Here is a 14,023-nt window from a genome sequence, read left to right as displayed (position 1 = left end):
TGTGCAGGGGTGAGGAACATGGCACGGTCCACGACTACCCCGATCTGACCGCCGTTGGTGCCGGTCTCGGCGGGGAGCTTGATGTACTCGGCGGGGCTTTTCGCCAGCCGGCCATCCACCACGGCCTGCTCCAGGACCATGCGGACGGTCCAGAACGCGTGCCGCACGGTCGACGGCTTCTTGCCCGCCTCGGTGAGTCGGTTGACCCACGCTTGGATGTACTCGCGGGTGATCTTGTTGAGCGGGTAGCCGCCGAACACCGCGTCAATGCCGAGTGTCTTGCCGTCGCCTCGACGGGTTGCGGCCGGGGGCGAGCGCGTAGCGGTGGTTCTCGGCGTTGTTGCGGGTGTCGGCCTTCCGCGACTCCAACCAGATCGCCGCTGCGTCCCGGAACAGTATCTTGCCCTTGCCGGGGTCGAAGTCCATGCCGGTCAACGTCTCCGCTTCGGCCTTGGAGGCGAACGCCTTGGCGTCCTTGCGGGTGCGGAACCCGCCCTTGGTACGTTCGCTGCCGTCGGGCGTGTACCACCGCACCACGTATGTTGTTGTACCGCTGGTGCGTACGCGCTTCTGAACGCTTGCCATCTTATGAATCCTGTTCGGTCGGTGTGGGTTCGGTGGTCAACCGACCCCAGTTGGGTTCCGTGCGGGTGCTCTTGAGCTCATCGATGTAGTAGTCGGCCACCTGGCCATCGGCGAATACGACACGGTGGAGCATGTCGCCCGCGTCGGCGTAGGTCCGGTCAACGGTGCCGACATGCCCCTGGTGGTTGTCGCCGGGAACCGGCGCAACCACGCGCACAGGCTCGCCGGGCGAGTACCGGTCAAGACGACGGAAGCTCATGCACCGACCCCGACCGTGGTCGCCGTCGCACTCGCGTAGATGCGTCGCACCGTTGAGGGCTGCCAGGTTGGCCGACCAGCAGGCGACAAGATGCCTTCGGCCTCCAAGGCGGCTGCGATCTTGGCGAAGCTCAATCCGGTGTTGCGATCCAACATGATTCGCCGCACCACACCGGCCTTCGCCAACCGGGGCCGACCAAGGCGGTCGCCGCGCGCCTTCTTGGCGTCGAGGGCGGCCTTTGTGCGCTCGGAGATGAGTTCACGCTCGTGCTGGGCGAACCCCATGACGTCGTGCGCCACCATCCGGCCCGCCGCCGTGCTGAGGTCAAGCAACGCCCCGGCCCGCATCACGCATGAGCACGTCGAGGGCGCGACTCCACCACCGGAGTATGCGGGTCAGCCGGTCGTTGGTTCGTACGGTGGTGCGCTATTGGTTGAGTCGTCCTTCATCCCGCAGGGCTTCGTCATCATCGCCGCGACCGGCGGGGCCAACTCCAACGACAACCCGGTCGGCTTTCGTGAACATCAGAACTCGGCATACCACGGCCTCAGGGTGATTCCCGGCGTCGGGCCGTACCCGATCCAGGAGCACTTCTACACTCGCGCGTTCGGCACCGGCGTTCGGCACCGGGGCGCAGCCGTCGCCATCCAGATCACAAACAACGCGAACTACACCGCGCCCGTGATCGTCGCCCACCGGTAACCGTTATGGGCTTCAAGAAGGGTTGGTACGGCGACCGCGCGCACGCTCGCGGTGCCGAAGACACCGGCCCCAGCGAGCTGTCGTGGGGGTCGGGGCCGGTGCCGCCTAGTGCGGAGTACGCGACCCCAGAGGATGGCGGCGCTTACCGGCCCAAAGCGCCCAGCATGGACGACCCGCCGCGGCGTGCACGCCGCGGCGAGGCGCGGGGCAATCCCGGCGCCATCGTCGCCCAGTGAGCAGGCCGGTAGCGGGTGGCCCAGCAGCGCCCGTTACCGGCCCCTAGTCGGCCTGGTCGCGGGTTGTCTGGCCCGTCGCCCGCGACCGGGCTGCCCCAACCCGGTCTAATCACCCAGCCACTCGCGCTCCAGATGAGAGATCATGCGGGACAGGTGGCCCACCATCTCACCGTCCGCATGTACATCCGTTGCAAAGCTGAACGTGTCCGACAGATAGCCACGCATCTCCTCGAACCACGGCAATCCGATTAGGTTCGGGCGGACGATGTCGCCGTAGTTGTTGACCCGCCACTCGTCCTCGGCATCTACGGCCTTGCTGAGTTCCGCGCGCCATCGGTCAATCTTCTGGCGACGTTGAGTGCGGAGTTGAGCCGCGTCGGCGGCTTCCCGTTCGGCCGCTTCGTGAACGCGTGCTTTCTCGGCAGCGGCGTCGTCGGCTTCGCGCTTAATGCGCGCTTGTTCCGCGTCGTGCTTCCTCTGCCCGCGCGCGCTCATGCTCTGCACCACAGCGCTTCCGAGCGAAGGCAACCCGGTCGCCAGAGCGCCGATGCCGGTACCGATGACACCAATCCACGCGGAGTCCACGCGTGCCATCGTCCCAACGACGACCGACAGACCTCGTCGGGTGTGCAGGCGTGTCGCGTTGGTCCCGTATACGCAGCCGAACTGTGGCCGTACCGGAGGCGTCCGCTAGCCGTAGCGAAACTGCATCTGAGCAGTGCAAATGTTGGTCTTCGGCAGCACGCCTACCAGCGTCTATCACTCACCCGTTCGGGCGTCGAAAACACTTCCCAAGCTGAATACGCGGGTTCGATTCCCGTCATCGGCTCCACATCTTCCGGCCCGCGCAGATGAACTGCGTGGTGTGAGCCAACTCGGCCCCGCCAGCGACGCGGCTGAACGCACGTGTCTCAGCCGGGTCGGGACCTACCCGTTCTCATCGGCCCGTGCACCGAAACTGCACTCGGCTGCATGATTGTGGTCATGACCGATGACTTGTCCTCCCTCGCCGGCGAGAAGTTCGTATCCCTGGCGACGTTCAAGAAGAGCGGTGAGAAGGTCGCCACGGCCATGTGGCTGGCGCGTGACGGTGACGCCTTGGTGATGTGGACCCCCGCCGACAGCTGGAAGGTCAAGCGCATCCGTCGCGACAGCCGCGTCGAACTGGCGCCCTGCGGACGGACCGGAAAGGTGAACGAGGGCGCCGCCACGACGGCCGGTTCAGCGGCCGTCGATGCCGACCCGGCGGAGACGGAACGCGTCAGGCAACTCATCAAGGCCAAGTACGGCTTCGAGTTTCACGTGATCACATTCGTGGAGCGGATCATCGCGCGCGGCAGCAAGGAGCGAGTTGCCGTGCGGATCACCATGTAGCGAACGAGAACTGACGACGAGCGACCGCATAACGTCGCTCGGCCCGGCGTGTCGAGGTACCGACACGGTCGCTCGCCCCGTTGCCGCCAGCCCGCATGAGACAGTTCTCATGTTCGACCACAGCAAGTCCGCAGCAAGTTCCCAGCCGTTCACACTCGAGGACTTCACTTCGTCAGTCCGCGGCAATCGCCCGGTCTGGCAACCACCTTGAGGAGCGGGATGCTCGGCGCACCCGACAGCGGCGTTCCCATCATGCGAACCCGCGCAGCCCGCTGGCGCAGCATCGTCTTCCCGGTGCTGGTCCTGGTGATCATCGGTGCCATCGCACTGCTGCTCACCGGACGCGGGCAGCAGACCGCGATCCAGGGCGCGGGCTCGACCCTGGCCCAACCGCTCATCGAGCGCTCCATCATCGCCTTCCGCAACGCGCAGGCCGCCGACGACCCGACCCGGCCCGAGCAGACCGGAAACGACTGGGTGCTCAACGGATCCGGCATCGAATACGAGCCCGTCGGCTCCCTCGGCGGCATCATGCGGCTGTCCGATCCCGAGGTCGCCTTCGCCGTCTCGGACTATCCGCTCTCGGCCGACGGGCTCAAGGAACACGGAGTCGCCCAGTTCCCGATCGCACTGGGCGCCATCGGCATCGCCTACAACCTCGACAGCACCCCCGAGCTCCGCCTGGACGCGGCATCACTCGCTGCCATCTACCTCGGCGAGATCGCCCGCTGGAACGACCCGAAGATCGCCGCGCTGAACCCGGGCGTGAAGTTACCGGACACCGACATCACCCCGGTCCACCGCAGCGACGGCTCCGGCTCCACCCGCGGGTTCACCGGCTTCCTCGCCGCCGGCACCCCTCAGTGGACCCTCGGCACACGCACCGAAATCGACTGGCCGACAGGTAAAGGTGCCGAGCGCACCGAAGGTGTCCTGAGCACCGTGCGTGACACCCCGGGCGCCATCGGCTACGTCGACTACGGGCAGGCCCAACGCGCCGGTCTTGCCCTCGCCGCTCTGGCCAATGAGGCCGGCAGCTACGTCACCCCCAACGCGGCCACCATCGCCGCCGCGGCCACCTCGCACGACTGGAGCGGCAAGGACGACTACGTCAACTCCCTGGCCACCGCCGACGACACACGGGCCTACCCGGCCACCGTCGCCATCTACGTCATGGTCAAACGCGACCCGAAGTTCGAACAGCAGACCGAGCGCACGCTGGGCTACCTGAAATTCCTGATCGAGGACTTCGGCGACGGCGCCGAGGACCTCGGCTACGTCCCGCTGCCGTCCTCGGCCGGCGAGCACGTCGAAAACTACTGGAACACCGCCATCTCCGGCACCGCCTGACACCCGAATAGGAACACTGTGGACGTCGACCTGCTCAAAGAAATCATCGCGCCCGTCGTCGGTGGCCTCGGCATCTTCCTGCTGGGCCTGGAGTTCATGGAGCGCGGTATCCAGGCGCTGTCGGTGAACCGGATGCGCGACCTGCTCGGCAAGATGGCCGGCAGTCCCGTCAAGGGCGTGTTCGCCGGCACCCTGATCACCGGCATCATCCAGTCCTCGACCGCGATGACCGTGATGACGGTCGGTCTGGTGAACTCCGGGGTGCTCGCGCTACGCGGCGCCATCGGCGTCATCATGGGCGCCAACATCGGCACCACACTGGGCAACGGTCTGATCGCCATGCCGCTGGGGCCGCTGGGCCTGCTGTTCGCCGGCATCTTCGCCTCCGTCTACGTCTTCTCCAAGAGCGACAAGACCCGCAATATCGCGTTGTGCTCCATGGGTTTTGCGCTGGTCTTCTACGGTCTGAACCTGATGACCGGCGGGCTGAAGCCGCTGCGTGAGATGCCGCAGGTCATGGACGTCATCTCCAGCCTGAGCGCGTCCACCTTCTTCGGCGTCCTCGCCTGCGCGTTGATCGCCGCCCTGATCACCGCGCTCATCCACTCTTCCTCTGCCACCATCGGCATCGTGATGGGCCTGGGTGCCTCCGGCGTGCTGGAGTGGAAGACGGCCATCGCCTTCGCCATCGGCGCGGACCTGGGCACCACCATCACCTCGTGGATCGCCTCGCTGAACCTGTCCAAGAACGCCAAGCGAACCGCCTACGCGCACATCGGGTTCAACTTCATCGGGGTCTGCGTGGTGCTGGCGCTGTTCTTCCCCGCCATCACGGTGCTGCAGTGGGTGATGGGCTTCTTCGGCGGCGACCCGGGTGTCCCGGTGATCGTGGACGGCGAGGAGGCCTTCCCGCTGGTGCCGGTCGCGGTCGGTCTGTTCTCCATCTTCTTCAACATCTTCAACGTGCTGATCCTGTTCCCCTTCGTGGGCACGTTCGAGCGGGTGCTGATGCGCATCGGCCACAAGAACGAGGACGCCGAGGACTACTCGCTGCCGAAGTATCTGGACCGCAAGGCGATCGACGATTTCAACCGTGCGGTGCCGGCCATGCGCCAGGAGGTGGCCCGTGCGCTGGAGGGGAGTCGGCTGTTCCTCGACAGCGCCCGCGGTAAGGACGCCAACATGAAGAAGACCGCCGAGCATTCGGCCGCCATCGACGCGCTGTCCCGCGAGATCCGCGCCTACTCAGCCCAGCTGTTCCATGGTGACCGGACCCGCGAGCAGATGGACCTGGTGGCCAGCATGATCGAGGAGGCCGATTTCACCGGCTCACTCACCGAATCGCTGTACCAGATCGCCCGCCGTATCGAGCGCGACCAGTTCACCCCGGCCAGCCGTGAGGTGCTCGACCAGGGTCTGGACCACCTGGATCGCAAGCTCACCCTGCTGGAGACCACCGGTGCCGCCGACCTGACCAAGAAGACACCGGAACCCGTGTTGGAGGCAGCGCAGTTCGAGGCGATGCGCTGGACGGTCATCGACGCCACCGACATCCCGGCCGCCGAGAAGGGCGCGCTGCTGGCGCTGCTCGGCTCGATGGAGCGTGCCGAGGCGTTGATCGACCGGATCGAGCAGGAACGCGCCTCGGTCGACCGGGATCAGGCGGCCGTGCTCACCGAAGTCTGAATCAGCCGGCCGCCACCGCCTCCAGATTGCGGGGGTGGTGGCAGGCCGCGCCGTGCGCGGGTTCCCGGTCGATCATGTCCGGTTCCTCGGCCGCGCAGATCTCGGTGGCAAACCGGCACCGGGTCCGGAACCGGCATCCCGAGGGCGGGTCGATGGGGCTGGGCACATCGCCCTCCAGGATCACCCGCTCGCGGGCGGCGTTACGCCGCGGGTCGGGGATCGGGACCGCGGACAGCAGGGCACCGGAATACGGATGAAACGGTTTGCCGTACAGCTCGTTTGCCGTCCCGGTTTCGACGATCTTGCCCAGGTACATCACCGCGACCCGGTCCGAGACGTGCCGGACCACCCCGAGATCGTGCGCGACGAACAGGTAGGACAACCCGAATTCGTCCTGCAGGTCCTCGAACAGGTTGATGATCTGCGCCTGCACCGAGACATCCAGCGCCGAGACCGGCTCGTCGGCGATGATCAGCTTGGGCCGCAACGCCAGGGCGCGGGCGATACCGACGCGCTGACGCTGCCCGCCGGAGAACTCGTGCGGGAAGCGGTTGTAGTGCTCGGGCTGCAGGCCCACCCGGTCGAGCAGATCCTGCACCTGACGCTTCACCCCGCCACCGTCGGCCAGGCCGTGCAACTCGATGGCATCGCCGATGATCTGCCCGATCCGCTTGCGCGGGTTGAGCGACGCGTACGGGTCCTGGAACACCATCTGGATGTGGCGACGGATAGGGCGCAGATCCCGCCGCGACCGGCCCACCAGTTCCTGGCCCTGGAAGAGGACCGATCCGGAGGTCGGCGCCATCAGCTGCAGGATCAGCCGACACAAGGTCGACTTGCCGCAACCGGATTCGCCGACCAGTCCCAGCGTCTCGCCCTCGTGCAGGGTCAGGCTGACCCCGTCCACCGCGCGGACCCGCGCCACCTCCCGCTCGATGATCGCGCCCGCCTTGATGGGGAAATGCTTGACCAGATCGGCCACCTGCAGCAGTGGCTCTCCGGCGCTCACAGTGCCACCGGCTTCCGCAGCCCGATCCGGCCGTCCACCTCACGCAGGGCCATCTTCTGCACCGGGTCCAGCCAGCACCGGTCCAGGTGCCCGACCGCGGCGCGGGTCTCCAACGGCGGCAGCTGCGTGCAGTTCTCGAACACATGCGGGCACCGCGGCGCGAAGCGGCACCCGGGCGGCAGCGCCAGCAGCGACGGCGGGGCGCCCCCGATCTGCGGCAGCCGCGAATGCTGCGGCGCATCCAGCGGGGTCAGCGAACCGAAAAGCCCCCAGGTGTAGGGATGTTGGGGATCGTAGAAGATCGCGTCGACGCCGGCGTCCTCGACGACCTGGCCGCCGTACATGACCAGCACCCGGTCGGCAACCTCAGCGACCACACCGAGATCATGGGTGATCAGTACCACCGCGAGATCACGTTCGGCGTTCAGATCGGCCAGCAGCCGCAGGATCTGGGCCTGGATGGTGACATCCAACGCGGTGGTGGGTTCGTCGGCGATCAGCACCTCCGGTTCCAGCGCCAACGCCATGGCGATCATCACCCGCTGGCGCATCCCGCCGGAGAACTCGTGCGGGTAATCACGCACGCGCCGTTCCGGGTTGGGGATGCCGACGGTGCGCAGCAACTCGACCGCCCGGTCGCGGGCCTCGCCGCGGGAGACGTCCCGGTGGGCGCGAATCATCTCGACGATCTGATCACCCACCCGGTACACCGGGTTCAGCGAGGTCATCGGATCCTGGAACACCATCGCGATGTGTTCGCCTCGCACGCTTTGTAATTCGCGGTCGGTCAGGTCGGTCAGGTCCCGGCCGCCGAAGCGCACCGCACCGCCGATCGTGGTGTTCGGGGCGCGGGTCAGCCCGATCACGGTCTGCGCGGTCACGCTCTTGCCGGATCCGGACTCGCCGACGATGGCGAGCACCTCCCCGGCGGCCAGGGAGAACGACACCCCGTCGACGGCGTTCACCACACCGTCCTCGGTGGCGAAACTGACCCGCAGATTGTCGACTTCGAGCAAGGGACTCATACCGGTGCCGCCTCTCCCAGCCGGATCCGAGGATCCAGGAATGCGTATGCGATGTCGACCAGAGTGTTGAACAGCACGATGAAGAACGCACCGAACATCGTCACCCCTATCAACGGGGGCAGGTCCAGCGAGCCGATCGCCTGGCCCGCATACAGACCGACACCGTTGAGGTTGAACACCGTCTCGGTGAGGATCGCCCCACCACCCACGACGGCACCGAAGTCGAGCCCGAACAACGTGACGATCGGGATCATCGAATTGCGCAGCACATGTTTGATCCGCACCTGCCGTTCGCTGATGCCCTTGGCCCGGGCGGTGCGCACGTGATCGTCGTTCATCACGTCGAGCATGTTGGAGCGCAGCACCCGGCTGTAGAACCCGACGTAGAGCACCGCCAGCGTCAGCCACGGCAGGATCAGGTGATAGGCCCACTCCAGTGGATCCTTGGTCAGCGGTACATAACTGCTCGTCGGGAACAGTTCGGCCTTGAAGCTCAAGTAGTACAACAGGATCGCGGCCAGCCAGAACACCGGCATCGAGATGCCGACCAGCGACAGGATGGTCAGGGCCCGGTCGGTGAACTTGCCGGCGTGCACGGCGCTGAGGTATCCGAACCAGATCGCCAGCGCCATCCAGAGGATCGCGGCGCCGATACACAGCGACAGCGTGGCAGGCAGGCCCTTCCAAATCTGCTCGACGACGTTCTGCGAGCTGGCATACGACGTCAACTGACCGGTGAAGATCTGTTTCATCATGGTCAGGTACTGCACATACAGCGGCTGATCGAGCCCCAGATCGGCGCTCACCCGGGCGATCAGCTCCGGGTCGGCGTTCTTCCCCGCGATACGGGCCGCCGGATCGGAGTTGGGGATGACGTTGAAGATCAGGAACACCAGCACCGATATCGCGAACAACACCCCGACCATGCCGGCCAGCCGTCGGACCACAAAACGCACCATGTCAGTGCTCCAACCGGATCTTGGCGCGCGGATCCAGGGCGTCCCGCAGGCCGTCACCGAACACGTTGAGCGACAACACCGTCAGCACGATCATAAGGCCGGGGACGATGGTCAGGTGCGGCGCGGTGTAGATCGTCTGGTAGCCGTCGGCGATCATGGTGCCCCAGGAGGCATTCGGTGCCCGCACCCCGGCACCCAGGAACGACAGCGCCGATTCCAGCAGCATGTTGTTGGCGATGTTGAGGGTGAAGAACACGATGATGGTCGAGACCACGTTGGGCAGCAGCTCGCCGACCATGATGCGTACCGGGCCCTTGCCCTGCGCCACCGCCGCCTCGATGAACTCCTTCTCCCGCAGCGCCAGGATCTCACCGCGGATGGGTCGGGCCATGTACGGCACGTAGACCAGCCCGATGATCATGATCGGGATCCACAACGAGTCACCGGCCACCTGAAGAGCGCCGATCTTCAACCCGCCCAGGGCAAGTGCGGTTCCCAGCGCGATGCCCAGCAGCAGCACCGGGAACGCCCACACCACATCCATCACCCGGGACAGGGTGGCGTCCACCCAGCCGCGGTAGTAGCCGCAGAGCAGCGCGATCACCACGGCGAGCACCGTGGTGATGGCGGCGGCCGCCACCCCGATGTAGATGGACGTCCGGCCGCCGTACATGAGGCGCACCATGACATCTCGGCCGTTCTGATCGGCGCCCAGCAGATACCGGCCGTGCAGGCCCGGCCCGATCGGGGTGCCGTCGGGTGAGACGACGTCGACCTGCTGCCCGTCGATGAGCACGGTGTCGGTGATGTGGTTTTCGTTGGGCCCGGTGTGCGCCACGTGGTCGGCCCACAGCGGGGCGGATAGGCAGAACAGCACGATCAGGACGAACAGCGCGCCGAAGGCGAGGCTGACCTTGTTGCGCTGCAGCCGAAGCCAGGCCAGGTACCACGGACTGCGTCCGCGGATCCGGGCTGCGGGGACACCCACCGGCAGAACGGGTTCCCCGGGTGCTTCGACGGCATCGGACGGGGTGGACATACCTACTTCAGCGCCAACGCCGACCAGTCCTGGTTGAACAGGAGATGGTGATAGGCCTTGTCGAAGTCGATACGGTCCGAGACGAACGTGGTGAACTGCTCGTTGCCGTACGGCGCCCACGCCGCCCGCTCCATGTAGGCCTTGTCCAGTGCCGCATACTGCGCCTCGGTGTCACCCTCGGTGAGCTGCCTGCTCAGCAGTTCGTCCATCCTGGCGTCGAGGTCCGGGTAGGACGCCCGGGAGAAGTTGTTTCCGTTGGTCGGCAGGATGGCATCGCTGTTGAGCAGCGGCCGGAAGAAGTCGTCCGGGTGCGGGAAGTCCTGGAACCAGTTGCCGAAACCGGTGTCCAGGTCCGGGGTGGACTGGTTGCCGATGGTGGTGAAGTAGACGTCGCCGGCAATTACCTTGAGCGTCGCGTTGAAGCCCATCTGGTTGAGCACGTCGTGGTAGTACTCACCGATGCGCTTGCGGTCGGGCTCGTCGTTGGTCCACACGGTGATGTCACGGTCAACCGGATTCGCCTCGGCGAGAAGTGCTCTCGCCTTGTCCATATCGGGCCCCGGGTAGAGCTTGTACTCCTCGTAACCCGGCATGCCCGGCGGCAGTACCTGCTGGGTCGGGTGCAGACGTCCGCCGAATACCCGGTTGAGCGCCTCCGGGTCGATGGCGTAGTTGACGGCCTGGCGGACCCGCACATCGTTGAAGGGCGCAGTCTGGTTGTTCATCCAGAAGTAGTAGGTGTTGATCGATTCCTCCATCCGGAATCGGTCCGCGAAGCGGGTTTTCACCTCCTGCAGGCGGTCGGCGTCCGGCGGGTCGACCATGAAGTCGATGGTGTTCTGCTGCACGCCGGTGACCTGGGCGGTGTTGCTCTTGTTCTGGGTCACGATGATCTTGTCGACGTTCGCGTCGGCGACCTCGGTGGCCCCGGCATCGATGACGGTCTGGAAGTTCGGGTTGCGTTCCAGCGTCATGGTCTGCGGCGCTTCGACACTGGTGATCATGAACGGGCCGCTGGATGCGGGCGGATCGTTCGTCGCGTCATCGGAGAGCGGGGTCCTCGGCGGCACGGGTGCCGCGAACGGCAGTCCCAGCACGTTCTCGAAGGTGCCGTTCGGGGCGTCCAGGGTGATGGTGATGTCACCCGTGGCGTCGTCGGTGCCGATGCCGGAGATGGTGTCGGCCGTTCCCTCCGCATACTCAGGTGCTCCGACGATGCCGCTGTAGAACACCGAACCACCCGAGTCGGCCTTGAACAGCCGCTGGATCGCGTAGGTGAAGTCGGAGGCCTTGATATCGGTGCCGTCGGAGTACTTCATCCCCGAACGCAGTTTCAGCTTGTAGGTCTTGCCGTCGTCGGAGATCTCGGGCATGTCCTCGGCCAGCCCGGGGACCACCGCGGTGCCCTCTTCGCCCTTGGCGTGCTTGTAGGTCAGCAGTGGGGTGTACGTGTTGTAGAGCACCTCCCACCCTTCGAGGGTGTAGGACAGCTGCGGGTCGATGTAGTCCGGGAAGGACGTCATCGAGATGTTGATCTCTCCCCCGCCGCCGGACTCGTCGTCGCTGCCGCAGGCGGCGACCCCGAACACCGCAAGGGCGGCGAGGCAGGACAGGACTGTGGTCTTGCGCAGGGCTGTGCCCAGCTTGCTCATCTGGCTCCCTAGGTTCGCGGCTCGGGCGAGTCCCGTCCACGTTTACGCTTCTTAGGCGATTCGGGTAGCCATCTTGGACGGAAATCTGTGAGAAAGCATGCCGAAAGACGTAAATTTTCTGGTCTCACAGGTTTTTGACAGGAAACATTCCTGAAATTTGCGCTGACGTCACCCGGTCGGCTGGGCCGCCGACCTGTGCACTCCGGCGTCGCTACGGCGTGATCAGAATCCCGTCATCCGAGGCTGCCGCCAGCAGCTGCTGGATGGTCAGTTCGCCGTATCCGGTGTGCACGGTGCCCTGCCGGGTGCCCAGCCACGGCACCACGCCGGGGTCCGGGTCGACGTCCAGGTGATAGGCCTGCACCCCCATCAGGTGGTACTGGAAGAAGTTGCCCAGGAAGTCGATCGCGAAGACGAGGCTGCCGATCAGACTCTTGCCGAACATCGCCGAGGCGTTGACCAACGGATTCATCGCCTCCCGGTCGCCGATCACGACGATCGGACCGTAATGCGGCTTACTGCCGCCGCCGGGCACATACGGCGGCATGAAAGGTTGCAGCCCAGGCAGATCGGTGGCCATAAAGGCCGCCGGACTGCCGTACTGGACGATGTTGACGAAGTTCGTATCGGCGCCGTTGCCCGGCACCTTGGTGTTCAAACCGGGTCCCTCGAACCCGATCCCGGCCAACCCGGTGCGTTGTGAGACGAACTGGGCCTCCCAGCCACCCAGCGAATGACCCGTCACGAAGACGTCCTCGGCCGCGTAGCCCTGCAGCGCGGCCTCCTCCTGCACCCGCCGGGCGAATCGCAGCGCGTCGTAGAACGCCAACGGTGTGGTGCCGGTGAGGATCACCTGCATGTCCGCGGCCAGTTGGGTCAGCGTGATGAGCGGGTTGACCAGCAGATTCGTCCCGCCGGTGGTGCCCTGGTAGGCGATGATGATCTGCCCCTGCTCGGTCACCCACGCCTTGCCGGACATTCCGGAGAAGACATTGGTGGCCTGCAGCTGAAATCCGTTGGCATCGGTCAACGGGACAATGCCACCCGGTGTGGTGCCCCAGCCGTACGCCGCCGTCGAGGCATTGAGGAATTGCGCCACCGTCGGGGTCGGGCGGTCCGTCGGCCCGGTGTAGATCATGGTGGGCAGTACCGGCTGCACGGCCGGGGTCTTGTGCAGACCGACCAGACGTTCCAGTTCGCGGAATGCGGCGAACAGCAGGTCGTTGATCGGCGCGATGTTGAACGGGCTGCGCGGACCGATCGCGGAGGTGAGGTCGAGGAACTGCAGGACCGCGTTGACGATGCGGCCGGGCAGTTCAAGGATTGTGGCGATGGGCGCCAACGGTTTCGGCGGTGTGGGTGTGGTGACCTCGACGGCCGCGGTACCCACGGCGCCCGTCAGCGCCGGTGCCACCGCCGCAGCGGTGACCGCAGCCTGGGGCTGTGGTGTCGGGATGTCGATGACGCCGGCGGCCGCCGGCGCGGTCGCCGTGCGCACCGTGTGCACCGATCGGGTGGACGGGCGGGTGACGATCAGCTCGTCGCGGTCCGGTGTCGCCGCCGAGCTGCGCGGGCCCTTCGACTCCGGCTTCTCGTCGTCCGGGTCCGTCCTCTCGGTATCGGGATCGTCTGCGTCGGGAGTCTCTTGGGCGGCGTCCTCGGCGGTATCGGTGTCGGTGTCGTCGGGCTCGGTGTCGTCGGGCTCGGTGTCGTCGGGCTCGGTATCGTCGGGCTCGGAGGTGTCCGGCTCGGGCTTGTCGCGATCGGGCCGACCCGGCGACTCGGGTTCGCCCGCCGCGCCCTTGGCATCGGTCGATTCCGACGTCTTGGTGTCGCTGCGATCCGACGAGGTGGTGCCGGCGGTCGACGACGACCCGGTGTCATCCGCCCACGCGACGCCGTGCACCGGTGCAACGACCAGCGCCGCGCAGACGGCCACAATGCCGGCGCCATAGCGCAGCGAGCTGGCCTTTCGTCGCGCGTCCCACCGCTCGACACCCTGCATCGTCGACCCCCCTGCGCCTTACCCGACACGGACAACGCCCGATGTCACATGAGGCTAGCCACTGGGCGGCGCGCTGAGGCCGTTTTGGCCACCGCGGTCGGGCGGCCATCGCCCAACACCGTCCCCAGCACTTTGCGGGTTT

General features: G+C 66.2%; 14 protein-coding genes. 4 read left to right on the top strand and 10 right to left on the bottom strand.

The window, feature by feature from the left end:
• Positions 1–264: 264 nt before the first annotated feature.
• Genes ACLBYA_RS27680 through ACLBYA_RS27670 form a run of 3 tightly spaced genes read right to left on the bottom strand, consistent with a single transcriptional unit; the run spans position 265 to position 1,128 of the window.
• Positions 265–585: an Arm DNA-binding domain-containing protein gene (locus ACLBYA_RS27680; protein WP_447712681.1), complete on the bottom strand. Its 321-nt coding sequence runs from the start codon at positions 583–585 to the stop codon at positions 265–267.
• 1 nt (position 586) lies between these two features.
• Positions 587–796 carry a hypothetical protein gene (locus ACLBYA_RS27675; RefSeq protein WP_447712680.1) on the bottom strand — a complete coding sequence of 70 codons (210 nt, stop codon included), beginning with the start codon at positions 794–796 and terminating at the stop codon, positions 587–589.
• Between the two features lie 44 nt (positions 797–840).
• Positions 841–1,128 carry a recombinase family protein gene (locus ACLBYA_RS27670; protein ID WP_447712679.1) on the bottom strand — a complete coding sequence of 96 codons (288 nt, stop codon included), beginning with the start codon at positions 1,126–1,128 and terminating at the stop codon, positions 841–843.
• Between ACLBYA_RS27670 and ACLBYA_RS27665 the strand changes: the two genes are divergently transcribed.
• On the top strand, positions 1,127–1,546 hold the full coding sequence (locus ACLBYA_RS27665) for a hypothetical protein (RefSeq protein WP_447712678.1): 420 nt from the start codon (positions 1,127–1,129) through the stop codon (positions 1,544–1,546). The two genes, ACLBYA_RS27670 and ACLBYA_RS27665, sit on opposite strands and share 2 nt — an antisense overlap.
• Positions 1,547–1,887: 341 nt before the next feature.
• Here the strand turns inward: ACLBYA_RS27665 and ACLBYA_RS27660 are convergent, their stop codons facing one another.
• Complete coding sequence (locus ACLBYA_RS27660) at positions 1,888–2,367, bottom strand: hypothetical protein (RefSeq protein WP_447712677.1); 480 nt, start codon at positions 2,365–2,367, stop codon at positions 1,888–1,890.
• A 399-nt stretch (positions 2,368–2,766) separates the two neighbouring features.
• Between ACLBYA_RS27660 and ACLBYA_RS27655 the strand changes: the two genes are divergently transcribed.
• The 3 genes from ACLBYA_RS27655 to ACLBYA_RS27645 all read left to right on the top strand — a co-directional run bounded on the left by ACLBYA_RS27655 (position 2,767) and on the right by ACLBYA_RS27645 (position 6,192).
• Entirely contained in the window at positions 2,767–3,156 is a 390-nt protein-coding gene (locus ACLBYA_RS27655; protein ID WP_447712676.1) for a PPOX class F420-dependent oxidoreductase, read from the top strand.
• Between the two features lie 252 nt (positions 3,157–3,408).
• Complete coding sequence (gene pstS / locus ACLBYA_RS27650; RefSeq protein WP_447712675.1) at positions 3,409–4,506, top strand: phosphate ABC transporter substrate-binding protein PstS; 1,098 nt, start codon at positions 3,409–3,411, stop codon at positions 4,504–4,506.
• An 18-nt stretch (positions 4,507–4,524) separates the two neighbouring features.
• Positions 4,525–6,192 carry a Na/Pi cotransporter family protein gene (locus tag ACLBYA_RS27645; RefSeq protein WP_447712674.1) on the top strand — a complete coding sequence of 556 codons (1,668 nt, stop codon included), beginning with the start codon at positions 4,525–4,527 and terminating at the stop codon, positions 6,190–6,192.
• A gap of 1 nt (position 6,193) precedes the next feature.
• Here ACLBYA_RS27645 and ACLBYA_RS27640 read toward each other — a convergent pair whose 3' ends face one another.
• The 6 genes from ACLBYA_RS27640 to ACLBYA_RS27615 form a co-directional block, all read right to left on the bottom strand.
• Positions 6,194–7,201 (bottom strand): ABC transporter ATP-binding protein, encoded by a 1,008-nt coding sequence (locus ACLBYA_RS27640; RefSeq protein ID WP_447712673.1) that lies wholly within the window; start codon positions 7,199–7,201, stop codon positions 6,194–6,196.
• Complete coding sequence (locus tag ACLBYA_RS27635) at positions 7,198–8,226, bottom strand: ABC transporter ATP-binding protein (RefSeq protein WP_447712672.1); 1,029 nt, start codon at positions 8,224–8,226, stop codon at positions 7,198–7,200. Before ACLBYA_RS27635 ends, ACLBYA_RS27640 begins: the two co-directional genes overlap by 4 nt.
• Complete coding sequence (locus ACLBYA_RS27630; RefSeq protein ID WP_447712671.1) at positions 8,223–9,185, bottom strand: ABC transporter permease; 963 nt, start codon at positions 9,183–9,185, stop codon at positions 8,223–8,225. Before ACLBYA_RS27630 ends, ACLBYA_RS27635 begins: the two co-directional genes overlap by 4 nt.
• Before the next feature lies 1 nt (position 9,186).
• The gene (locus tag ACLBYA_RS27625) at positions 9,187–10,224 is read right to left on the bottom strand and encodes an ABC transporter permease (RefSeq protein ID WP_447712670.1); all 1,038 of its coding nucleotides are present in this window, start codon (positions 10,222–10,224) and stop codon (positions 9,187–9,189) included.
• Between the two features lie 2 nt (positions 10,225–10,226).
• On the bottom strand, positions 10,227–11,876 hold the full coding sequence (locus ACLBYA_RS27620) for an ABC transporter substrate-binding protein (RefSeq protein ID WP_447712669.1): 1,650 nt from the start codon (positions 11,874–11,876) through the stop codon (positions 10,227–10,229).
• Positions 11,877–12,087: 211 nt separating this feature from the next.
• Positions 12,088–13,881 carry a hypothetical protein gene (locus ACLBYA_RS27615; protein WP_447712668.1) on the bottom strand — a complete coding sequence of 598 codons (1,794 nt, stop codon included), beginning with the start codon at positions 13,879–13,881 and terminating at the stop codon, positions 12,088–12,090.
• Positions 13,882–14,023: the final 142 nt, after the last annotated feature.

Source organism: Mycobacterium sp. C31M (assembly GCF_053345865.1).
Note: the sequence above shows the minus strand (reverse complement) of the source record. Positions and strands in the feature narration are given on the sequence as shown.